This window comes from Bradyrhizobium sp. AS23.2 (assembly GCF_001908185.1).
Taxonomy (GTDB): Bacteria; Pseudomonadota; Alphaproteobacteria; order Rhizobiales; family Xanthobacteraceae; genus Bradyrhizobium.
Window position 1 is genome coordinate 21,991 of record NZ_LGHM01000102.1, and the last position, 21,870, is coordinate 43,860.

Below are 21,870 nucleotides of genomic sequence, written 5' to 3' on the forward strand. Positions count from 1 at the left end.
AGAGAGCGGCGTGACAGGGGAGGTCATTTTCGATGAAGAATGTTTTGTCGGGCATTTTTGCCGCCGCGTTTGTCCTGAGTGCGAGCGCCGCGCAGGCCCAGGAGAAGCCGCCACTGAAGATCGGTGGCATCCTCGACATGTCGAGCCTTTATGCCGACATCACCGGTCCCGGCAGCGAGACTGCGGCCAAGATGGCCGTGGAGGACTTTGGCGGCGAGGTGCTCGGACGCAAGATCCAGGTGCTGGCGGCCGACCATCTCAACAAGGCTGACCTGTCCGCCAACATCGCCCGCGACATGATCGACAACCAGGGCGTCGAGATGATCTACGACGTCGCGGCCTCCGCGACCGCGCTCGCCGCCGGCGAAATTGCGAAGGCGCGCAACAAGATCATCATGTTCAACGGCCCGGGCTCGATCCGTCTCACCAACGAGGCCTGCGGTCCGTACACCATTCACTACGTGTTCGACACCTTCGCCCAGGCCAACGTGACCGGCCTTGCCGCCGTGAAGTCGGGCCTCGACACCTGGTTCTTCCTCACCGCCGACTATGCCTTCGGCCAGGATCTGGAAAAGGATACGAGCGCCGTCGTAACCAAGACCGGCGGCAAGGTTCTCGGGAGCGTGCGCCATCCGCTCAACACGTCGGATTTTTCGTCGTTCCTGCTTCAGGCCCAGGCCTCCAAGGCGAAGGTGATCGGGCTGGCGAACGCCGGCGGCGATACTGTCAACGCAATCAAGCAGGCGGCTGAGTTCGGCATCAGCAAGGGCGGCCAGAAGGTCTCGCCGCTGCTCGCCTTCATTTCCGATATCGATTCGATCGGGCTGGAAACGGCGCAGGGCCTGCTGCTGGCGGAAGCGTTCTATTGGGACCTCAACGACGAGACGCGCGCGTTCTCGAAGCGCTTCATGGAGCGCACCAAGCGTGTCCCGACCTCGGCGCAGGCCGGTGTCTACTCCTCCGTCACGCATTACCTGAAGGCTGTGAAGGCCGCAGGTACCACCGACTCCGCTGCGGTCATCAAGGTGATGAAGGAGACGCCGATCAACGACTTCTTCGCTCACAACGGCAAGATCCGAGAGGATGGCCGCATGATCCACGACATGTACCTGTTCGAGGTGAAGAAGCCGTCGGAGTCCAAGGGCCGATGGGACGACTACAAGCTGCTCGCCACCGTGCCCGGCAGCGAGGCGTTTCAGTCGCTGGAGCAGTCGCGCTGCCCGCTGGTGAAGAAGTGACGGCGTAACGAAGTCACGCCGTCATCCCGGGGCTCGCGAAGCGAGAGCCGGGGATCCATCGGGCGGCAGTGATTGTTGAGAAATGGATTCCGGGCTCGCGCCAAGAGGCGCGCCCCGGAATGACGGAGCAAAACAACAACAAGGAAGACGTCCCATGAGCAACGACATGGTCCTGCAGAAGCTCGAAGGCGGGCTGCTCACCATCACGATGAATCGTCCGGAGCGGAAGAACGCGCTCAATCCCGAAATGGTGACCGGGCTGGTCGAGGCTGCGCGGCGCGCGGCTGACGATCCGGAAGTGCGCGCGGTGCTGTTCAAGGGCGCGGGCGGCTCTTTCTGCGTCGGCGGCGACGTCAAGTCGATGGCGGCAGGCCGCGCGCCGCTGCCGTTCGAAGTGAAAATGGCGAACCTGCGCCGCGGCATGGAGGTCTCGCGCATTCTGCACCAGATGCCGAAACCCGTGGTGGCGCAGCTCGATGGTGCCGCGGCCGGCGCTGGCCTTTCGATGGCGCTGTCGTGCGATCTCCGCATCGCCTCCGAATCCTGCAAGATCACGACCGCTTTCGCCAAGGTCGGCTTCTCCGGCGATTACGGCGGCACCTATTTTCTGACCCAGCTGCTCGGCAGCGCACGGGCGCGCGAGCTTTATTTGATGTCGCCGGTGCTTACGGCGAAGGAGGCGCATGTGATCGGCTTGGTGACGAAGGTCGTTCCCGACGCCGAGATCGACGCCGCGGCGCACGAGCTCGCGCTGTCGCTGGCGCAAGGACCCTCGATCGCGCTCGGCTACATCAAGCGCAACATCAACAACGCCGAACATCTGGCGCTGGAAGACTGCTTTGACGGCGAGGCGATCCATCACACCCGCTGCAGCGACACCGAGGATCACAAGGAAGCCGCGAAGGCCTTCGTCGAGAAGCGCAAGCCGACCTTCAAGGGCGCCTAGCGATGGTTGCCTACATGCGGTTACGGCAGATCTGCCTGGTCGCGCCGCACCTCGAGCCCGTAATCTCGGACGTTGCCGAGATCATGGGCCTTGCCGTCTGCTATCGCGACGGCAATGTCGCGAAATATGGCTTGGAGAATGCGCTGCTCCCGGTCGACACGATCCTGCTGGAGGTGGTGGCGCCGTTCAAGGACGGCACCACGGCCGGCCGCTTCATCGAGAAGACCGGTGGCCGCGGTGGCTACATGGCGATCTTCTGTTGCAACGATCCGGACGAGCGCGGCAGGAATGCCAATGCCATGGGCGTGCGCACGGCCAACGTCATCGACCACGCGCCCTATCACGGCGTGCAGCTCCATCCCCGCGACTGCCGCGCCGCCTTCATCGAGTTCAACCACACCACAGGCAGCGATGACGTCCTGGGTCCGTATCCGCCAGCGGGACCGGACTGGCAAAAATTCATTCGCAAGGACGTGACGCAGGCGCTGACTGGCGTCGAGATGCCGAGCCCGGATCCGCAGGGACTGGCGGAGCATTGGGGGGAAGATCATCGGCGTTGTGCCCGGCAAAGGCGGTGACGGCGCGGAACTGAACCTGCCCAATGCCAGCTTCCGTTTCGTGAAGGGCGCCAGCGAGATCATGAGCGCGCTTGAGTTCCGGGTAGCGGATACTGCGCGCGTGCTGCATGCGGCCAGGGCGAAGGGGCTCGCGGTCGCAGGTCACGAGTTCTTGCTGGGTGGGGTGACGTTCCGGCTTGCTGCCTGACCACTTGCGGCAATTCCTCATTGAACGTCATGCCCGCGCTTGTCCTGGGCATCCACGTTCTTGACCCTTGCTGTCATTCCCGGTTCAGTCTTTCGGACTACCCCGGAATGAAAGAATAAAAGACAGGCGTGGATGGCCGGGACAAGCCATGGACAAGCCCGGCCATGACGGGGATAGCGCCAGAACGACAACTGGAATCTGCATATGCCGCATCCGCTCGACAGCTTCTTCGCGCCGGCAAGCATCGCGCTGATTGGCGCCTCGCGCGATCACGAGAAGATACCCGGACGGCTGCTCGCGATGCTGCGCAGGAACGAGTATGCCGGAAAGATCTATCCGGTGAACCCGAACTACGCCGAAATCGATGGGCTCACCTGTTACAAATCGATCGCCGAGATCGACGCGCCGATCGATCTCGCCGTCATCATCATTCCCGCGCGTGCCGTGCTTCCCGCACTCGAGCAATGCGCCGCCGCCGGCGTCAAGAACGCGGTCATCATCTCCTCCGGCTTTGCCGAGGAGGGCGGCGACAGCGCGGCGATGCAGGACGAGATCGCGGCGCTGGCAAAGCGCACGGGCATGCGGATTTCCGGCCCGAATGCCGAGGGCTTTTTCAGCCAGGTGCAGCGCGTGGCGGCGACCTTCAGTCCCGCCGTGGACGTCAAGCCGGGTGTGGCGCCGCTGATCGCCACAACAAGGCGGATCGGCATCGTCGCGCAGAGCGGCGGCATCGGCTTTGCCTATTATCACCGCGCGAGGGCGCTCGGAATTGCCGTGAGCTATGTCGTCAGCGCCGGCAATGAATCCGATCTCGGGGCCGGCGAGTTCCTGGACTACATGGTGCAGGATGCCTCGACCGACGTGATCCTGCTATTCATTGAAGGCATCCGCGACGTCGACAAATTCCTTGCCGCCGCACGTCGCGCCGCGGAGGTGAAGAAGCCGGTCATCGTCACGAAAGTTGGCCGCTCCGGTGCCGGGGAGCGCGCGGCGGCCTCGCACACCGCAAGCATGGCCGGCTGGTCTGCGGCCTACGATGCGGTGTTCGCGAAATACGGCTTCATCATCTCCAATGATCTCGACGAGGCGCTGACGATCGCAGCTTTGCTTGCAAGCAACCCACTGCCGAAAGGCGATCGTGTCGCCGTCGTCACCGCGTCCGGAGGCGCAGGCATCTGGGGCGCGGATGCAGTGGCGCTGCAAGGCTTGCAGGTGCCGGAACTCTCCGAACAGGTCCAGGCGGAGATCGGAAAGCTGATGCCGTCCTACGGCACCGCGCGCAACCCGATTGACGTCACTGCGCAGGGTGTGACCTCGGGCGGCCTGCAGAAGAGCGTCGATCTGCTCACCGTCTCCGACGAGGTCGACGCGATCCTGGTCGTGCTGTCGCTGTCGAGCGAGGTACGCAAGCCCTTCAAGGAGGCTGATCTGACGCCGGTGCTGACGGCGCACCACAAGCCGGTGGCGTTCTATTCCTACACGGTGCCCTCTGACTTCGCGCGGCGTGAACTCGCCAAATCCGGTGTCGTGGTGCTGTCAGGCCTCACCCATGTCGGCGTCGCGATGCGGCAGATCGTCGACTACGCGAAGTTCAGCCTGCCGAAACCTGCCGACGAGGCGCGGCTGCCCGCGCGCGATCTCTCGGCGCATTTGAAATCGCCGGTTCTGTCCGAGGCCGACAGCAAGGCATTGCTCCGTGCCGCCGGCATCGCGCTGCCGGATGAAGTGCTGGTGAAGGAAAAGAGCGAGCTTGACGCGGCGGTCGCCGGCGTCGGCTTTCCGCTGGTGATGAAGGTCCAGTCGCCTGATATCGCGCACAAAAGCGAGGTCGGCGGCGTGCGCGTCAACATCACCACCAAGGGCGAAGTGTTTCTGGCGTTCGAGGCGTTGCTCAACAATGCGCGCAAGCACCGCCCTGAAGCGGCCATTCAGGGCGTGTTGCTCGGGCCGATGGCGAAACGGGGCGTCGAGATCATCGTCGGCACGATGACAGACGGGACCCTCGGTTCCATGGTCATGGTCGGCCTCGGCGGCATCACCACAGAGCTGTTCCGCGATGTCGTCTACCGCCCGGCGCCGGTCGGCGCGGAGGAGGCGGGCGCGATGCTGAAGGCCTTGAAGGCCGCACCGCTGCTGAACGGATTTCGCGGGGCGGCGAGGGCGGATGTTGCGGCGCTGGCGCAACTGATCGCCGACATCTCCGTGCTCGCCGCACGGCATGCGAAGGAGATCGCGCAGATCGAGCTCAACCCGGTGCTGGTGCATCCGGAAGGGCAGGGCGTGACGATCGCGGATGCGCTGGTGGTCGGAAGGAAGTAGCCAACCACAACACCGGTGTCGTCCCGGACAAGCGAAGCGCAGATCCGGGACCCCCGCGCGAGCGCTTGCGCTCGTCGCGATAACCCCAGGGAAGAGTTTGACGAAGACTCGTGGTGACAACCTCGCGCTGCAACTTTTCCCTGTGGTTATGGGTCCCCGCGTTCGCGGGGACGACAGCGGAGAATGTAGCAGCAGTAGAATGTCAGTTACGTCATTCCGGGGCGCGCGAAGCGCGAGCCCGGAATCCATAACCACAGGCCAGAGTTGGCGAGATAAGGCGGTAGTTACCGCCCCTTGAAGTTCGCTGCGCGCCGCTCTTCGGTGGCCTTCACGCCTTCCTTGAAGTCTTCCGTCCCACGCAGTCGCGTCTGTTCGGCGAGCTCGTGGTTGGTGGCGGCCAAGACGCGGTCGGCGAGGCCGGCGCGCATCGTGGCGCGGGTGGAGACGAGGCCGAGCGGGGAGCATTCGGCGATCTCGGCGGCGAGCTTCATCGCCCCCGCCTTCACCTGGTCCTGCGGCACCAGCACGTTGGCGAGGCCCCATTTGACAGCTTCCTCGCCGGTGACGCGGCGGCTGGTGTAGAACATCAGCTCGGCGTTGTTCTTGCCGATCAGCTCGGGCAGCGTCACCGTCAGTCCGAATCCGGGATGGAAGCCGAGCTTGGTGAAGTTCGCGGAGAAGCGCGCTTCGGGGCAGGTGACGCGGAAGTCGGCCGACACCGCAAGGCCCAGTCCGCCGCCGATGGCCGCGCCCTGCACGGCGGCGACGATCGGCTTCTTGGCGCGGAAGATGCGCACGGCCTGGATGTAGAGATGGTTGATCGCGCCGAGGCTGTCGGCCGGATCACCCTTTGCGGTTTTCTCCGCCTCACGCGCGTCCTGCGCCTGCCGCGCCGGGTCGTTGAAATTGGCGCCGGCGCAGAACGCCTTGCCCTGGGCCGAGAGAACGGAGGCGCGGATCTCGATGTCGCGGTCGAACTCCTCGAGCGCGTCCGCGATCTGGTTGATCAGCGAAATGTCGAAGAAGTTGAGCGGCGGGCGGCGGATCTCGATGGTGCCGACATGTCCGACCTTCTCGACGCCGATATCTTTATAGGTGCTCATGATGATCCTCGAATGAATTAGCGTAAACCAAGTCCGCGGGCGATGATGCCGCGCAGCACCTCGGTGGTGCCGCCCTGGATGGTGAGTTTCGGTGCGGTCTTGATGGCAAAGTCGAGCTGCTGCTCCAGCGTTTCGCGGTTGGTCGCGGTCTCTTCGACGAAGGCGGCAAGATCGCGCACGCGGTGCGGAAGCTGCTGCTCCCAGACCGTGCCGATGTCCTTGACGATGGAGGCCTCGACCACCGGTTCCTTGCCGGCTTGCAGCATGCCCGCAACCGAGACCGACATGCGCCGCATCGTGTGGAGCTGCGCCACCAGGCGCCCGATGCCTTCGGCGCTGCGCGTATCCGGGTTGGGGCCGACCGCGCGCACGAGCTCGGTGAGCACGTAGTAGGTCTCGAGGAAACGCTCGGGACCCGAACGCTCATAGGCGAGCTCCGATGTGGCCTGCTTCCAGGCGCCATCGACTTCGCCGAGCACGTGATCGTCAGGGACGAAGAAGTCGGTGAAGACGACCTCGTTGAACTCGAACTGGCCGGTGATCTGGCCAATCGGGTTCACCTTGATACCCGGCTGCTTCATCTTGACCAGGAACTGGGTCAGGCCATGGCGGCGATTTTCCTTGGTCGCCGGTGACGTCCGGAAAATCGCGATCATGTAGTCGGCGATATGCGCCGACGAGGTCCAGATCTTGGTGCCGTTGATGAGATAGCCGCCGTCGGTCTTGGTCGCGCGTGTCTTGGCGGCGAACAGGTCGGAGCCGGAGTTCGGCTCGCTCATGCCGATCGCGAAGCAGATCTCGCCACGGCAGATCCGCGGCAGGATGTCCATCTTGATGTGCTCGGGCGCGTATTTCAGCAGCACCGGCCCGCTCTGGCGGTCGGCGACGAAGAAGCGCCGCGTCGGCGCGTTGGCGACGCGCATCTCCTCGGTCACCACGTAGCGTTCGAGGAACGAGCGCTCCTGGCCGCCATATTTCTTCGGCCAGGTCATGCCCAGCCAGCCCTTGGCGCCGACCCGGCGGGAAAATTCCGGTGCGTCGGTGTCTTCGCGGTTGGGCTTGTGCGGATCGAAGGTGCCGGCGGCGATTTCTTCGGCGAGGAAGGCGCGCACTTCCTTGCGCAGTTGCTCGCACTTTTCGGGCAGGCGGATCGGATCGAAACGAAGGGCAGCGGTCATTTTTGTCTCGTCCCCTGATCAGCGCGAAGCCACAAGCGGCCACAATTCGTCGGCGCCGCGATTGGCGACCAGCTTGCCGAGTTCGACGGCCCAGTGGCTTTCCGAACCGAAATCGTCGCGCCAGGCCAGCGCCCGCAGCGAATAGCGGTGCAGGATGTGCTCCATGGTGAAGCCGATCGCGCCGTGCACCTGATGCGCGATGCCGCCGCCTTTTTCCGCGGCTTCGGCACAGCGGATCTTTGCCGAGGCGGCTTCGAGGTAGACCTCATCATTGAACGCCTTTGCGTTCGCGATGGCGTCGGCGGCCGATGTCGCCGCCGCAAGCGCTGCCGCGGACTCGCCGGCGAGGCGCGCGAGATTGTGCTGCACCGCCTGGAATTTCGAGATTTTCTTCTCGAAGGCGACGCGCTCGTTGGAATAGCGCACGGAGATGTCGAGCATGGATTCCAGCGCACCCGCGATCTGAAGGCTGCGCGCGACGCCGCCCATCAGCATCAACGTGGTCTGGTCAAAGCCTTTCGTCGCCGGCTTGATGGCGACGGGCTGGACCTTGTCGAGCGTCACGGTATCGCTGTGGTCGTAGCCGACATTGAGACCGGCCTCGAACCGGCCCTTGCTCGCATCGACCAGCGCGATCGAGACCCCGTCTTTGCCGTGCGCCAGCACCGCAAAGTGCTTGGCCGCCTTGGCGAAGGGCACGCCGCGGGCGCGGCCGGAAAGCGCACCGTCGGCATCGAGCGTGATGCGATCCTTCGGGCTTGCCGGCAACACCGTCATCTCGCCTTCCGGCGAGGCGATCTTGGCCTGCGACAGCAGCCAGCCTGCCAGCATGGTCTCGGCCAGGGGAACCGCGACCGCGAAGCGGCCGGCGGCGTTGAGCAGCGCAAAGCCGTCGGCAAGGCTTGCGCCGGAGCCGCCGAGATCATCAGGCACCCATGACAGCGGCAGGCCGGCTTCGCTCAGCGCCTGCCACAGCGGCGCCTGCCACGAATCCTTCTTGTCATTGTTGATGGTTTGCGGATCGGCGAGATCGGAGAAGATTTTCTCCGCGGTCTCGACGACGATATTGTCACTCTCCGCCACAGCGTTCCTCGTGCTTTGCCATTGGCGCGTTCCGCCCGGTCGGTGCGGCGCGCGGTCTCTTCTTGCGCCCGATGATCGAAAAAAGCCATGGCCCTGACAAGCGTTGATCGCAGGCCCATCTGCGGCATCGGCATGGGGCAAGAACCGTATGGACTAATTCCGCTTAGCGGAGTTTGCTTGATTTGCAGGGCGCGGCAAACTCGCTAAACAGGGCCAGCTACTTAGGGCTTGCATCAGATCCAGGGGAAGGAAAAACCGGATGGCAAAGGACAGTTTGTGCGCAATCGTGACAGGGTCCGCATCTGGCCTCGGCGCGGCGACCACGGAAATTCTCGCGCGGAGCGGGGCGCGGCTCGTCATCAACTATTCGTCGAGCCAGAAGGAAGCCGAGGCCACGGCAGAACTCTGCCGTAAGGCCGGCGCGGCGGAAGTGCTGATCGCGCAGGGCGACGTCTCGAAGGATGAGGATTGCCGCAAGATCGTCGCGGCGGCGGCCGGCTGGGGCCGGCTCGATATCCTCGTCAACAATGCCGGCACGACCAAGCATGTGGCCCACGCCGATCTCGATGGATTGTCGGCGGAAGATTTCCAGCGGCTGTACGGCGTCAACACCATCGGTCCGTTCCAGATGGTGCGCGCGGCGCGCAGCCTGCTCGAGGCCGGCGCGAAGGCTTCGGGGCGGCCGTCTGCCGTGGTCAACGTGTCCTCGGTCGCCGGCATCAGCGGCGTCGGCTCGTCGATCGCCTATGCCGCGAGCAAGGGCGCACTCAACACCATAACGTTGTCGCTGTCGCGTGCGCTGGCGCCGCTGATCCGCGTCAACACCGTGTGCCCCGGCTATATCGACACGCCCTGGTTCACCAAGGGCCGCGGCGAGGCAGGGGCAAAGCAGGTGCGCGACAACGTCGTGGCGAAGGTGCCGCTCAAGGTCGCATCGACAGCCGACGACATCGCGCAGCTCGTCTGCTTCCTGGCAATGCCGGCGTCCAGCAACATGACCGGTGAGGTCGTGCGCATGGATGCGGGGATGCATCTGATTACTTGATTGCTGACACGCTCTCTCCACGTCTTGGCCGGGCTTGACCCGGCCATCCACGTATTGCCGCGCGGATAGAAAGACGTGGATGCCCGGGTCGAGCCCGGGCATGACGATGAGGAGGCGGTGTGCCTCTCCTCAACGTCGCCTTCAAGCTATCCCTTGATCACGCCGCTGGCCACCAGCCGGTGCCAGATGAACAGCACAACCACCGCGCCGATCGTGGCCATGATAAAGCCAGCGCCCTGGTCGGGGCTGTAATGGCCGATGGCCTGGCCGACGAAGGTCGCGAGAAATGCGCCGGCGATGCCGAGGATGGTGGTGAGGATGAAGCCGCTCGGGTTGTTCGGCCCCGGCGCGAGCCAGCGCGCGATGAGGCCGGCGATGAAGCCGACGACGATGATCCACAACAGGCCGCCCATGCTCATGACAGTGCTCCCCTTCCTGAATGCCTAGAGCATGATCCGGAGAAGTCCGCAGCGGCTCTCCGAAAAGATCATGCCCGAACCAATCTTCAGAGTTCGATTAAATCCTGCCCGAGAGCTCGTTCTCGGTCGGCACCCGCCCGTCCGGCGTCAGGTGGTCGACCACCTGCGGCAGATATTGGCTGAGGCCGGACAACAGCTCGTCGCGCGACAGGCCGCTCTGGGCGGACAGGCTCTCGATCTGGTCGGCGCCGAGTGCGTTGGCGAGATCGCCCGGTGCGATCGCCTTGTTCTCGCCCTTGCCGACCCAGGAATTCGCGGCCTCGCCATGACCGCCCTGCTGGAGCTGGTTGAGGAGATCGCCGAGGCCGCCGCTCAGCACGGTGCCGGCCGCGCCGCCCGCGAGCAGGCCGCCGAGGCCACCTTTGACCAGATCGCTGAGACCGCCGCTGCCGCCGGTCCCTCCGGGAAGGGCGCTTCCACCTGTATTCGCCGGCGTTGGAGGCGGCAACGGCGACCGCTGCTGCGGCGCCGCGCCCGGCTGGCTTGAAGTCATATGCTTGAATGCCTTCCAGGCGAGCAGGCCGAGGAGCGCCATCGTCATCGGCGACATGCCGCCGGAGGATTCTTGTGAGCTCGGCGTGCTCGGACCGCGCGGGCCGTTCTGCATGCCGTTGAGGACGTCGAGTAGACCCATGGTGCTCTCCTTTGGCGTTCTACGTCGGCGAGCGCTCGCCGGCGACAGCCCCGGGGGCAAAACATATGAGGCTCTCATGACGGTTACAAGGCGGATGCGCTGCAACCGATGGGCAGCCGGCGCGGCCTCTGCTATCGAAGGCCTGTCGTTAAGGGGGAGCAAGCCAGGTGGTTACGGATCGACCGATCGTGGTGGCCGGCGCGGGTGCCATCGGCTGTTTCGTCGGCGGCACGTTGGCGGCCGCGGGCCGCCGCGTCGCCCTCCTGGTGCGGCCGCGGGTAAAGACCGAGATCGAGCGGTTCGGCCTGCGGCTGACCGATTTCGACGGTTCCGAGAAGAAGCTTGCCGCAGGTCAGCTCGCGCTGTCGGAGGATCCTGCAATCTTCCACAGCGCCGGCATAGTGCTGGTCACGGTCAAGAGCGCCGACACCGCCGATGTCGCGGATCAGATCGCACAGCACGCGCCGCAGGATGCGGTCATCGTCTCCCTGCAAAATGGTGTCGGCAATATCGCCGTCTTGCGCGAGCGCCTCGGGGACCGGCGCATGCTCGCGGGCATGGTGCCGTTCAACGTCATCGCGATGGGCGAGGGCCGCTTCCACCGTTCGACCTCCGGCGATATCCATGTCGGAGAGGATGAGGCGAACATTGCCGCTGCGCTGTCAGTGCCCGGTCTCGCGATGCGCGCGAGCCGCGACATCGCAGGCGTGCAATGGGGCAAGCTGATCATCAATCTGAACAACGCGCTCAGCGCCTTGTCCGACATGCCGCTCGCGGCGCAATTGGCAAACCGCGACTGGCGAAGACTGTTCGCCGACCAGATGGCGGAAGGGCTGGCTGCGCTGAAGGCCGCCGGCATCACGCCGGCGTCGGCAACGCCGGTCCCGCCGAACTGGACGCCGACATTGCTGAGGCTGCCGGATGTGATCTTCAACGCAATCCTCGGACGCACGATGAAGATCGATCCCGAGGCGCGCTCCTCGATGTGGCAGGATTTGAAGCAGGGGCGCAGGACCGAGATCGACTACCTCCAGGGCGCGGTCATCGCGCTTGCCGAGCAGAACAGCGTCGATGTGCCGCTGATGCGCCGCATTGTTGCGTTGATCAAGGAGGCCGAAGTCGCGGGCAAAGGTCCGCCCGGGCTGACACCGCAGCAGATCCGCGGAGCGGCTTGAGTGCGATGGAGGAGCGCGATGAAGCGTTGTTTGACGATCGGCCTCGCGCTTGTGGCGCTCTGTGGCGTATCGACGTTCGCCGAAGCCAGGCCACCGACAGTCATGAACTCTCCCGGCTATGACGCGCGCTTGCAGGAGAGCCGGTCGGCGCTGAGTGGTTCGCAGGCGGCAACCGCGCCAGCGAATGCGCCGGTGGCCAAACCGAAGCGCAGCAAGAAGAAGCATCCGAACTGACGCCGCACCCTCCGCTGTCGTCCCGGACAAGCGAAGCGCAGATCCGGGACCCATAACCACAGGGAGAAGTTTGGCGAAGACTCGTGGTTGGCAGCTCGCGTTACGACCACTTCCTGGGATTATGGGTCCCGGATCTGCACTCGCTTCGCTCGTTTGTCCGGGACGACAGCGGAGTTTGGAGTGGCGGCGGAATGCCAATCACATCACTCTGCGCTCACTTGGGGCTGCCCCCGACCTGGGGCGCCTCAGCTTACCCCTTCTTCGCCGGCTTGCTTGGTGTCGGGCTGAACAACTTCATCAGGTCGTTCAAGCTTTCCGACAGCCGCGGCCATTCGCAGGAGAATGAGCCCTTGGTGCAGGGCGCGCCCTTTGGCCGCTGCTGGACCTTTGGCCGTTCGACCGGGACGGGCACGCGCTCGGTTTCCGTTCGCAGCGCGACCTGCTGAAGCTTTTGCGCCTGTTGTTCCTGCTGCTCGCGCTGCAGGCGCGCGGCGGCTTCGGCCGCTTCATTGCTGCGGCGCTGATTGGCGAGGTAAGCGGTGTAGGACTCGTCGATCTTCTTCTGCTCTTCCGGCGTCGGGTTGGGGCCGGCGATGTCGAAGGTGCGATCCTGCAGGAAGTCGTAGTAGGTGTAGCCGCCGCCGGCCTTGCGGCGGCCGGCAAACTTGGCGTTGCATTCGGCAAGCGCGGCCGTTTTCTCGGCCTTGGTCGAAGATTTCTCGGCGGCGTCGGCGCATTCCTCGAAGTCGACCGGTGCGCGCTTCCACCATTGCGCATGCGCGTACGAATGCGTCAGCAGAAAGAAACCTGCCGCGGTAACGAGAAGCAGCGCCGCGCGACGCGATGCGAACACGGATGACATTCTACGAGAGCATTCCTTGCAAAACTCAACCCCAATTGAGTCGAGGCGGATTTTTGCCCCTTTATGGCTGATTTGTCACCCATGGAACTCGGGAATTTCATGGCTGTATTGCTGACATTTTTTGCTTGACGTGACCCGGGAGTCACAGCCGCGCGGCACATGATGCGCTTAGAGTTTATCGGTCTGAATTTGAAGGGGAATGTCCGTCATGAGAGCGCTGGCCTATTTCGCCGCAATCGCGTTCGCGCTGGTGTGCGGCCGCACGTTCGCCGCGGACGAGAATGCGCCCAACCGCAAGCCGGTGAGAGCGATTGCCGACGCGCGGCTTTCGGTTGGCGGCCAGGGAATTCTGCCGCTCTATCTCTCCAGCGACTGGTCGATGCCGCTGCCGGCGATCTCGCGCGCCATCATTGTGCTGCACGGACGACTGCGCAATGCCGACGAATATTATATGTCAGCCCACACCGCGCAGGTCGCCGCGGGCGACGACGGCAAGAGCGCGCTCATGATCGTGCCGCAGTTTTTGGCAGAGATCGATATCGAAGCGCACAAGCTATCCGCGGACACGCTGCGCTGGTCGCTGGAGGGATGGGAGGGCGGCGATGCCGCGCTCGCGCCGAATCCGGTTTCTTCCTTCGAGGCGCTCGACGCGATCCTCGCAAAACTCTCCGACCGGCGCATCTTTCCGAACCTGAAGCAGGTCGTGGTCGCCGGGCATTCCGGCGGCGGCCAGGTCGCGCAGCGCTACGCCATCGCCGGCAAGGGTGAGGCGACGCTGTCGCGCCAGCACATCGACGTCCGCTACGTCGTTGCGAATCCCTCGTCCTACGCCTATTTCAGCGACACGCGGCCGGTGCAGGCCATCGCCGCATCCTGCCCGGGCTTCAACAACTGGAAATACGGCATGGACCAGCGTCCGCCCTATCTTGCGGACGCAACGCCAGTCGCGCTCGAGAAGCGCTATGTCGAGCGCGAGGTGATCTATCTGCTCGGCACGCTCGACACCAACCCCGAGCATCCCGCGCTTGACAAGAGTTGCATGGCAAAGGCGCAAGGGCCTTATCGCTACTTCCGCGGCCATGCCTACGCCGACGCGATGGCGAAGCGTGACCACGGCACGCCCAATCATCGGGTCTGGGATGTTGCCGGCGTCGGCCATGACGGCGACAAGATGCTGACCTCGACATGCGGGCTCGCGGCGCTGTTCGATATTCCGGGCTGCGGGGCGGAGCGCTGATGCGGACGTCTTGAAGGCAGATATCTTGAAGGCTCGGCTCCGGCTGTTACACTTCGTCTTGCGACGTGCCTCATCGTGAGGCGACGCCAAGAAGACGAAGTGGAAACGCCTGATGCTGCTGCCCCTGTCCGATGTGCCGAGCTGGTACACTCAACGCAAACCCGAGGGCACGATCGCCGTCCAACATGGGCAGGATACGCTGACATGGAACGAACTCGAGCGCGGTGCCAACCGGCGCGCGCGGGCGTTCGCGGCGAAGGGCGTCAAGCCCGGCGACTTCGTCGCGATCGGCCTTCCTAACGGCAATGCGTTCTTCGAGACCAGCTTCGCGGTGTGGAAGTGCGGCGCGACGCCGACCTCGCTGTCATGGCGGCTGCCGCGCGGCGAAGCCGCTGCCGTGCTCGACATCCTGAAGCCGGCGCTGGTGGTTGGCGGCGAGGCCGACTGGAACGCGCCGAACCGCTTGCCTGCGGATTTCTCGCCGGAAGGTTTTTCGGACGAGCCGCTCAATCCGCCGGTGGCGCGCTACTGGAAAGCCATGACCAGCGGCGGCTCGACCGGCCGGCCGAAGGTGATCCTCGATCATCATCCGGCAGTGACCGACACGGTGGCCGCGCTGCCGCTCAACATGCCCTTCGGCGCTTCGCTGCTCAATCCGGGCCCGCTCTATCACAATGCGCCGTTCATCGTGTCGCATTATGCGTTGTTCGGCGGTGGCAAGCTCACCGGCCTCGTCAAGTTTGACGCCGAGGAGACGCTGCGCCTGATCGCGCGCGAGCGCGTGCAATGGGTCAATTTCGTGCCGACCATGATGCACCGGATCTGGGCGCTGCCGGAGAACGTGCGTAACGCCCACGACGTGTCGAGCTTGCAGACCGTGTTCCACATGGCAGCTCCAATGCCGCCCTGGCTGAAGGAAAACTGGATCGCCTGGCTGGGGCCGGAGCGCGTCTGGGAGCTCTATGGCGGCACCGAGCGACAGGGCTCCTGCATCATCTCCGGTACGGACTGGCTGACGCACAAGGGCTCGGTCGGCAAGATCGGCGAAATGGCGAAGCTGCGCATCATCGGCGAGGACGGCAACGACGTCGCGCCGGGCGAAACCGGCGAGATCTATTTCCTCAACAATGACGGCAGGGATGCCACCTATCACTATCTCGGCGCCGAGCCGAAGCGTCGCGCTGACGGCTGGGAATCGCTCGGCGATATTGGCAGGCTGGACGCCGAAGGCTACCTCTATCTCGGCGACCGCCTCGCCGACATGGTGCTGCGCGGCGGCGCCAACATCTATCCGGCCGAGGTCGAGGCCGCGGTCTCCGAGTGCCCCGGCGTGCGGTCCTGCGTCGTGGTGGGATTGCCCGATCCGGAGCTGGGCCAGCGCGTGCACGCCATCATCGAGCCGGAGCCGGACGCGGATGGACAGGCGATTGCGGACGGCATGGCGGATTTCCTCAAGGACAGGCTCAGCCGCTACAAGCACCCCGAGAGTTTCGAGATCGTCAGCGCCCCGCCGCGCGATGATTCCGGAAAAGTCCGCCGCACGCTGTTGCGCGATGAGCGCGCGGCGTGGATGAGGGAGGGACGCGCCTTCCGGCTTCTGCCGTCGAAGGCGCGGGCGCACGCCGACTGAGACACATCGCGGAAGGACTGAACCGATGAGCATCACCATCGCTGCGAGCAGCGTGCCAAAGCCGCCGGCCGACATCATCGAGGGTTTTCGGAACGCGCCGACCTCGGTCATATCAGACAATCTCGCCCGGCTGCCGGGCGCGGTGGGGCTAAAGCCCTATCATCGCGGCGGCAAGCTGGTGGGGACGGCCTTCACGGTGCGCACCCGTCCCGGCGACAATCTCGCCATCCACCGCGCGCTCGAGCTGGTTGGTCCCGGCGACGTCATCGTGGTCGATGGCGGCGGTGACGAGACGCGAGCGCTGGTCGGCGAGATCATGAAGAACATCGCCGAATGGCGCAAAGCGGAAGGCTATGTCATCGACGGCGCGATCCGCGATGTCGCGGCGTTCGCCGCGTCGGATTTCCCCTGCTATGCCCGCGCGGTGATCCATCGCGGCCCCTACAAGAACGGTCCCGGCGAGATCAACGTGCCTGTTACGATCGGCGGCAGCGTGATCTCGCCCGGCGACATCGTGGTCGGCGATGAGGATGGCGTGGTGTCGTTTCCCGCTGCCGGCGCCGCGGCGCTGCTCGGGGCGGTGCGTGCCCAGGTCGCGCGCGAGGAGGAGACGCTGAAGGCGATCCGCGAAGGCCGCTACCAGGGTTCCTACGGCAAATCCTGATCAGGCGAGAGCGAAGGGGAGAATGGCGTGAGCCAGAAGGAGGAATTCCACAATCTCGACGATGCCAGTGACGGGCTATTCCGCGAGCTCGCGGCGGGGGTGACCACGCGCATCTTCTCTGGCGAGCAGGCGATGCTGTCGGTGGTGACGCTGGCGCCGCATGCCCAAGGCACGCTGCACCATCATCCCGAGGAGCAATGGGGCGTGTTGCTCGACGGCTCCGCCATCCGCGTCCAGGGCGACGAGGAAATCCCGGTGAAGAAGGGCGATTTCTGGCGTACTCCCGGTAACGTGCCGCACACCATGCGCGCCGGATCCGACGGCGCCCGCGTGCTGGACATCTTTAGTCCACCACGGCCGGAATACAGAAAGCCGGGGTCGGGTTTCGGGACGACGTAGCGCTTAAACGCTCGTGCCGTATCGTGGTCGCGGCACGGCCATGAACGACGTGCTCGGCGGCCATGTCGATCTCATCGCGGGATCGGCGGCGCGGATCGCAGTCCGGCTCGGCACCAACATGCTGCGTCCGATTGGGGCCAGGTCGTGCGCGAGAACAATATCAGGGCGTGAGCAACCTGTTCCCGGGATTGCCATCCCAGGTCCCGTGCGCTCGCGCAGGCTTGAGCGTCAGAGCATCTTGCCGACGATCTCTGTCATATCTGCTGCCGAAAATGCGCGCAGCGTTTCGGTGCGGACATTGCCGAGTGCGCTGAGACTAAGGCTGAGCGACATCGCGGCAGTCTCATCTGGAGCCTCGAGAACGGTCACAACGTCATATCGTCCCTGCGTCCAGACGATCTCTTTCACGGTCACGCCGAACGTTTTGGCCATCTCCTTGAAGGCGTCGGCCCGCTTCGGCGAGTCCTTGACGTTGCGGACTCCCTGATCAGTGAAGTTCGCCAGCACGACATAGGTTACCATGGTCGTCCTCCCTGGTTAGAACCCAGATACAATTCTCGCTTGAGGAAACCACGCCGAGCTTGCCACAGCGGCTGCGACAACGCCACTTGCGCGTTGGGAGCGTCAGCGGATGTGACTTACTCGGTTAGGACAGCGGCCGCGCGAAACTGAGCTCATGGCCGTCGGGGTCGGTGAGATGGAAGTAGCGCTCACCCCATTCCGCATCGCGCGGCCCGGTCGACGGCTGCCATCCGGCGGCACATGCGCGCTCGTAGGTCTTGTCGACATCGGTAACATGGAAGATGACGCGGCCCCACCAGGACCAGCGCTTGTCGTCCGGCTGCGCCGTCAGGTTTAGATAGCCGGTGCCGGCGCGAAAGCTTGTGAATGCCGCGGCCTCGCCGCCATACAGGAGCTCGAACCCCATCGAACGGTAGAAGTGCACGGCGCGCCCCATGTCATGCGTGCCGAGCGTGATGGCGCTGATGCTTTCGATCATGTGAGCTGCTCCGCCGAGAGAGATCTGAAAGCGATTGTATAGCCGCTCCGTCGGGGTTGACGATGATCCGGCCCGCCTTGCGGCTGGCGAACCGCATCCTGCTCTGCTATGAGGGGGCCGAACCCGCCCCTCGGCGGGTTCCGCGGTCCCGTAGCTCAGCCGGATAGAGCGACGGTTTCCTAAACCGTAGGTCGGAAGTTCGAGTCTTCCCGGGATCGCCATTTTGTCATGGGCAGCGGCCGCTATTTCGCAGGCCCCCTGGCGCAAGACTTGCTAGAAGCAGGATTCCCTCCTTGCTCGGCTACCCGCGAGCCATCTCGCCTCACTGCCATATCCGGAGACAATGATGCCTTTTGACTTGATCCTGCGCGGGGGGCGAGTGGTCGACCCCTCCCAGAAGCTCGATGCCGTGACGGATGTCGCCTTCGCCGGCGGCAAGGTCGCGGCGGTCGGCAGCGGGCTCAAGGCGGATCCGGGCACGGAGGTGCGCGACGTCTCGCGCTACATCGTGACGCCGGGGCTGATCGATCTTCACACCCATGTCTATTGGGGCGGCACCTCGCTCGGCATCGATGCCGAGGAATTTTGCCGCCTTTCCGGCGTCACCACGGCGGTGGACACCGGCAGCGCGGGGCCCGGCAACTTCGCGGGCTTCCGCAAGCATGTTATCGAGCCGAGCCAGGTCCGCATCCTCGCCTACTTGCACGTCTCGCATGCCGGCATCTTCGGCTTCTCGCACCGGATCATGGTCGGTGAGAGCGAGGAGCTGCGGCTGATGAATCCGATTGATGCGGCCAAGGTGGCGGATGCCAACCGCGACCTCATCGTCGGCATCAAGGTGCGCGTGGGGCTGCACTCCTCGGGCACCTCGGGGACGGTGCCACTCGATATTGCGCTCCAGGTTGCCGACGAGGTCGGCATGCCCTTGATGGCGCATATCGACCATCCGCCGCCGAGCTATGAGGAGGTGCTGGCGCGCCTGCGGCCCGGCGACGTGCTGACCCATGCGTTCCGGCCGTTCCCCAACACGCCGGCGACCGCGCAGGGCACCGTGAAGAAGGCGGTGCTGGATGCGCGCGAGTGCGGCGTGCTGTTCGACATCGGCCACGGCAAGGGCTCGTTCGCGTTCAAGACCGCGCGCGCCATGCTCGCCAACGGCTTCTATCCGGACACGATCTCGTCCGACATCCACATGCTGTGCATCGACGGCCCGGCCTTCGACCAGGTCACGACCATGTCGAAGTTTTTGTGCATGGGCATGTCGCTGTCCGACGTCATTGCCGCGTCCACGGTGAACGCGGCGATGGCGCTGCGGCGCCCCGAGCTCGGCAGCCTCAAACCCGGCAGCGTCGGCGACGCCACGCTGATCTCGATCAGGCAAGGGCAGTTCGATTACGTCGATGTGGTCGGCGAGCATCTGACGGGCGATCGCAGGATCGCATCCGAAGGCGTCGTCATCGGCGGCCGCTGGTGGCATCCGAAATGATCGCGTAGATTCGCGGCCGCCGGCGCCTAAAGGTTTAGACACCGATCAGCGGACAAGCGCCATCTCGGCCCGTCACCTCGTGCGTCAGGCTCTTCTGCGCCGTCCGGCTCGCCCGTCATCAATACCAATTCCGATTTTGTTGGCGGAGCCCGAGCGGCCCTTCACGTGATCGACGAAGGCACGCAGCTTCGGCATCATTCGGTAGCGGGGATAGTAGAGAAACACGCCCGGCGCCATGGGTGCGAACCGTTCCAGCACGCCCACCAGCTTTCCCGCTTTCACCGCGTCGGCAGCGATCGGCCCTGGCACCTGCGCAAGGCCCAATCCCGCGACGGCCGCGCCAAGTAGCGTGGGAACGTCGTTGGCGATAAAAGGTCCCGAAACGACGGCTTCGACTGCCTCGTTGCCGTTGACAAAGGACCAGGGCGCGATCGACCCGTCCGAGCGACGCATGCGTAGGCAGGCGTGTCGACGCAGATCGTCGATGAGCTCCGGACGCTGCCGCCGGCGCAGATAGTCGGGGCTGCCGACGACCGCCAGCGGGAACGACGGCGTCAAACGCACCGCGATCATGTCGGCCTCGATGAACTGGCCGAGCCGGATGCCGGCGTCAAATCCTTCGGCAGCGATATCGACGAGGTCCGCGCTTGCGGCGATCTCCACCTCGACCTCGGGATAGGTTTGGCAGAAGGATGCGATCAGCTGATTCAGATGGGTCAGCACCGCGCGCGGTGCCGTGAGGCGCAACAGCCCGGCCGGCCGCTGTCCGAGGTCTCGCGCGACCTCGCTTGCTGTGACCAGCTCCTCGAAGGCTGGCTTTGCGCGCGAAAGGAATCGTTGGCCGGCTTCGGTCAACCCGACGCTGCGAGTCGTGCGTATGAAGAGCGCCGCGCCGATGCGCGCCTCGAGTGCGCGCACCGCCTGGCTGATCGCCGATGGAGTCACCCCGAGTTCTGCCGCCGCTCTCCGAAAGCTGCGGTGCTGCGCAACACTCAGGAACGCCTCCACGCCGTCGAGGGCGCCATGCCTGACTGTGAAGTTCTGCTTCATAGCCCGTCAACATTACAGCGAATAGTCGCTCGCTGGAAGCAGTCGTATATCCGCCTAAATCGAGAGCCTCGCAGGGCCGAGGCATCCAGATGCGCAATAACCAAGGGAGCAACACAATGCGAAACGCGCTGTTTTCCCGACGCGACATGGTGTGGGCGGGCGGCGCGCTCGCCGTTGGCGCGGCTCTCGCGAAGCCGTTTGACGCCGCTGCCACCGAGCCCGGCGGGGCTGGTCCAGAGCCGACATCCTGGGTGGATTCGGCGATGCCCGAGGTGACGCATCGGATGATCGAGACGAACGGTCTCCGCTTGCATGTCGCCGAACAGGGTACCGGCCCGCTCGTCATCCTCTGCCACGGCTTTCCTGAGTGCTGGTATTCCTGGCGGCATCAACTCCCGGCGCTGGCGAAGGCTGGGTTCCGCGCGGTGGCGCCCGACTTGCGTGGCTATGGGCGCAGCGACCGTCCGGAGGAGGTGGAGAAGTATACGATTCTTCACGACATCGGCGACATCGTGGGTCTCGTCGATGCCTTGGGTGCCAAGCAGGCGGTGATCGCCGGTCACGACATCGGCGCCCCGATAGCATGGCAAGCTGCGCTTCTGCGCCCCGACCGATTCCGTGCTGTCATCGCGCTCAGCGCGCCGTTCCGGCCGCGGGCGTTTGGCGGTTCGGTGCCGCCGACGACGCTCATGCCACGGGACGAGAATGCGGTCTTCTACCAGCTCTTCCTCCAGGGCCCCGAGGCTGAGGCGGCGCTCGGGCGTGACCTGCGACGAACATTTCGTGCGCAGTTCTACGCGCTCTCGGGCGACAGACCGCCATCAGCGGGCGGAGGGTTTCCTGCGGGGATGATGCCCCGGAAGGGCGCTCTCTTATCCGAACCTGCGTCCTTGCCGGTCTGGGTCACGGAGTCCGATGTCGATGTTTATGTCGAGGCATTCACGCGCAGCGGGCTGCGCGGTCCCCTCAGTTGGTGGCGCAACATCGATCGCAGCTGGGATCTGTTGGCCGCCTTTGGTGGAGCGGCGGTAACCGTTCCGGCGCTCTACACGGCGGGCGACCGCGACTTCGTTGCCGCCGTGTTTCAACAGGACATTGCCAGGCAGTCGTCATTCGTTCCGAAGCTTCGTCCAACGATCATGCTGCGAGGCTGCGGACATTGGACCCAGCAGGAGCGCGCTGCGGAGGTCAGCGCCGCGATGATCGACTTCCTTCGGCAGCTTTAGCTTGTGCCTGTTGTGTGACTGGCCTGCCGTCACCCAGCGAACTCCAGGCAAATGGCGTCGCGCGTTCGCGCAGCCATTTCAAAAATTCACAAGAACGACAAACCCGAGAATCTAACC

Annotated in this window: 21 protein-coding genes, 1 tRNA gene and 1 pseudogene; 14 read left to right on the forward strand and 9 right to left on the reverse strand. The window is 64.7% G+C overall.

Going from position 1 to position 21,870, the window contains the following annotated elements:
* Positions 1–32 precede the first annotated feature (32 nt).
* The 4 genes and pseudogenes from AC630_RS21735 (at position 33) to AC630_RS21750 (ending at position 5,268) form a co-directional block, all read left to right on the forward strand.
* Positions 33–1,238, forward strand: a complete 1,206-nt coding sequence (locus AC630_RS21735; RefSeq protein WP_074120505.1) for an ABC transporter substrate-binding protein — start codon at positions 33–35, stop codon at positions 1,236–1,238.
* Positions 1,239–1,392: 154 nt separating this feature from the next.
* Positions 1,393–2,184, forward strand: a complete 792-nt coding sequence (locus AC630_RS21740; RefSeq protein ID WP_074120506.1) for an enoyl-CoA hydratase — start codon at positions 1,393–1,395, stop codon at positions 2,182–2,184.
* Between the two features lie 2 nt (positions 2,185–2,186).
* Positions 2,187–2,949, forward strand: a pseudogene (locus tag AC630_RS21745) (VOC family protein).
* A gap of 204 nt (positions 2,950–3,153) precedes the next feature.
* Entirely contained in the window at positions 3,154–5,268 is a 2,115-nt protein-coding gene (locus AC630_RS21750) for an acetate--CoA ligase family protein (RefSeq protein WP_074120507.1), read from the forward strand.
* Positions 5,269–5,552: 284 nt separating this feature from the next.
* On the opposite strand, the gene AC630_RS21755 is transcribed toward AC630_RS21750, so the two are convergent.
* Genes AC630_RS21755 through AC630_RS21765 form a run of 3 tightly spaced genes read right to left on the reverse strand, consistent with a single transcriptional unit; the run spans position 5,553 to position 8,632 of the window.
* On the reverse strand, positions 5,553–6,371 hold the full coding sequence (locus tag AC630_RS21755; protein ID WP_074120508.1) for an enoyl-CoA hydratase/isomerase family protein: 819 nt from the start codon (positions 6,369–6,371) through the stop codon (positions 5,553–5,555).
* Between the two features lie 17 nt (positions 6,372–6,388).
* The gene (locus tag AC630_RS21760) at positions 6,389–7,549 is read right to left on the reverse strand and encodes an acyl-CoA dehydrogenase family protein (RefSeq protein WP_074120509.1); all 1,161 of its coding nucleotides are present in this window, start codon (positions 7,547–7,549) and stop codon (positions 6,389–6,391) included.
* A gap of 18 nt (positions 7,550–7,567) precedes the next feature.
* Positions 7,568–8,632: an acyl-CoA dehydrogenase family protein gene (locus tag AC630_RS21765; protein WP_074120510.1), complete on the reverse strand. Its 1,065-nt coding sequence runs from the start codon at positions 8,630–8,632 to the stop codon at positions 7,568–7,570.
* 259 nt (positions 8,633–8,891) lie between these two features.
* On the opposite strand from AC630_RS21765, the gene AC630_RS21770 reads away from it, so the two are divergent.
* The gene (locus tag AC630_RS21770) at positions 8,892–9,677 is read left to right on the forward strand and encodes an SDR family NAD(P)-dependent oxidoreductase (protein ID WP_074120511.1); all 786 of its coding nucleotides are present in this window, start codon (positions 8,892–8,894) and stop codon (positions 9,675–9,677) included.
* Between the two features lie 146 nt (positions 9,678–9,823).
* On the opposite strand, the gene AC630_RS21775 is transcribed toward AC630_RS21770, so the two are convergent.
* Together AC630_RS21775 and AC630_RS21780 are read right to left on the reverse strand one after the other, a co-directional pair.
* Entirely contained in the window at positions 9,824–10,096 is a 273-nt protein-coding gene (locus AC630_RS21775) for a GlsB/YeaQ/YmgE family stress response membrane protein (protein WP_083636342.1), read from the reverse strand.
* 97 nt (positions 10,097–10,193) lie between these two features.
* A complete protein-coding gene (locus tag AC630_RS21780) occupies positions 10,194–10,790 on the reverse strand; it encodes a YidB family protein (protein WP_074120513.1) in 597 nt (198 codons plus the stop codon).
* A 167-nt stretch (positions 10,791–10,957) separates the two neighbouring features.
* On the opposite strand from AC630_RS21780, the gene AC630_RS21785 reads away from it, so the two are divergent.
* Positions 10,958–11,965: a 2-dehydropantoate 2-reductase gene (locus AC630_RS21785; RefSeq protein WP_074120514.1), complete on the forward strand. Its 1,008-nt coding sequence runs from the start codon at positions 10,958–10,960 to the stop codon at positions 11,963–11,965.
* Between the two features lie 18 nt (positions 11,966–11,983).
* The gene (locus AC630_RS21790; protein WP_074120515.1) at positions 11,984–12,199 is read left to right on the forward strand and encodes a hypothetical protein; all 216 of its coding nucleotides are present in this window, start codon (positions 11,984–11,986) and stop codon (positions 12,197–12,199) included.
* A 250-nt stretch (positions 12,200–12,449) separates the two neighbouring features.
* On the opposite strand, the gene AC630_RS21795 is transcribed toward AC630_RS21790, so the two are convergent.
* The gene (locus AC630_RS21795) at positions 12,450–13,061 is read right to left on the reverse strand and encodes a hypothetical protein (protein WP_074120516.1); all 612 of its coding nucleotides are present in this window, start codon (positions 13,059–13,061) and stop codon (positions 12,450–12,452) included.
* A 208-nt stretch (positions 13,062–13,269) separates the two neighbouring features.
* On the opposite strand from AC630_RS21795, the gene AC630_RS21800 reads away from it, so the two are divergent.
* The 4 genes from AC630_RS21800 to AC630_RS21815 all read left to right on the forward strand — a co-directional run bounded on the left by AC630_RS21800 (position 13,270) and on the right by AC630_RS21815 (position 16,991).
* Positions 13,270–14,298 carry an alpha/beta hydrolase gene (locus AC630_RS21800; protein ID WP_074120537.1) on the forward strand — a complete coding sequence of 343 codons (1,029 nt, stop codon included), beginning with the start codon at positions 13,270–13,272 and terminating at the stop codon, positions 14,296–14,298.
* Between the two features lie 112 nt (positions 14,299–14,410).
* A complete protein-coding gene (locus AC630_RS21805; RefSeq protein ID WP_074120517.1) occupies positions 14,411–15,928 on the forward strand; it encodes an AMP-binding protein in 1,518 nt (505 codons plus the stop codon).
* 25 nt (positions 15,929–15,953) lie between these two features.
* Entirely contained in the window at positions 15,954–16,592 is a 639-nt protein-coding gene (locus tag AC630_RS21810; protein WP_074120518.1) for an RraA family protein, read from the forward strand.
* A 27-nt stretch (positions 16,593–16,619) separates the two neighbouring features.
* The gene (locus AC630_RS21815; RefSeq protein ID WP_074120519.1) at positions 16,620–16,991 is read left to right on the forward strand and encodes a cupin domain-containing protein; all 372 of its coding nucleotides are present in this window, start codon (positions 16,620–16,622) and stop codon (positions 16,989–16,991) included.
* 228 nt (positions 16,992–17,219) lie between these two features.
* Here AC630_RS21815 and AC630_RS21820 read toward each other — a convergent pair whose 3' ends face one another.
* A complete protein-coding gene (locus tag AC630_RS21820; protein ID WP_074120520.1) occupies positions 17,220–17,513 on the reverse strand; it encodes a GYD domain-containing protein in 294 nt (97 codons plus the stop codon).
* Between the two features lie 124 nt (positions 17,514–17,637).
* Complete coding sequence (locus tag AC630_RS21825) at positions 17,638–17,991, reverse strand: VOC family protein (protein ID WP_074120521.1); 354 nt, start codon at positions 17,989–17,991, stop codon at positions 17,638–17,640.
* A gap of 144 nt (positions 17,992–18,135) precedes the next feature.
* Here AC630_RS21825 and AC630_RS21830 point away from each other — a divergent pair.
* Both AC630_RS21830 and AC630_RS21835 read left to right on the forward strand, forming a co-directional pair.
* Positions 18,136–18,212: transfer RNA gene (locus tag AC630_RS21830), tRNA-Arg, on the forward strand.
* A 125-nt stretch (positions 18,213–18,337) separates the two neighbouring features.
* Positions 18,338–19,477, forward strand: coding sequence for an amidohydrolase/deacetylase family metallohydrolase (locus AC630_RS21835; protein WP_074120538.1), 1,140 nt, complete (start codon positions 18,338–18,340; stop codon positions 19,475–19,477).
* 84 nt (positions 19,478–19,561) lie between these two features.
* On the opposite strand, the gene AC630_RS21840 is transcribed toward AC630_RS21835, so the two are convergent.
* Positions 19,562–20,527, reverse strand: a complete 966-nt coding sequence (locus tag AC630_RS21840) for a LysR family transcriptional regulator (RefSeq protein ID WP_074120522.1) — start codon at positions 20,525–20,527, stop codon at positions 19,562–19,564.
* Positions 20,528–20,643: 116 nt separating this feature from the next.
* Between AC630_RS21840 and AC630_RS21845 the strand changes: the two genes are divergently transcribed.
* Positions 20,644–21,753 (forward strand): alpha/beta fold hydrolase, encoded by a 1,110-nt coding sequence (locus AC630_RS21845; protein ID WP_245330480.1) that lies wholly within the window; start codon positions 20,644–20,646, stop codon positions 21,751–21,753.
* The last annotated feature ends 117 nt before the right edge of the window (positions 21,754–21,870 follow it).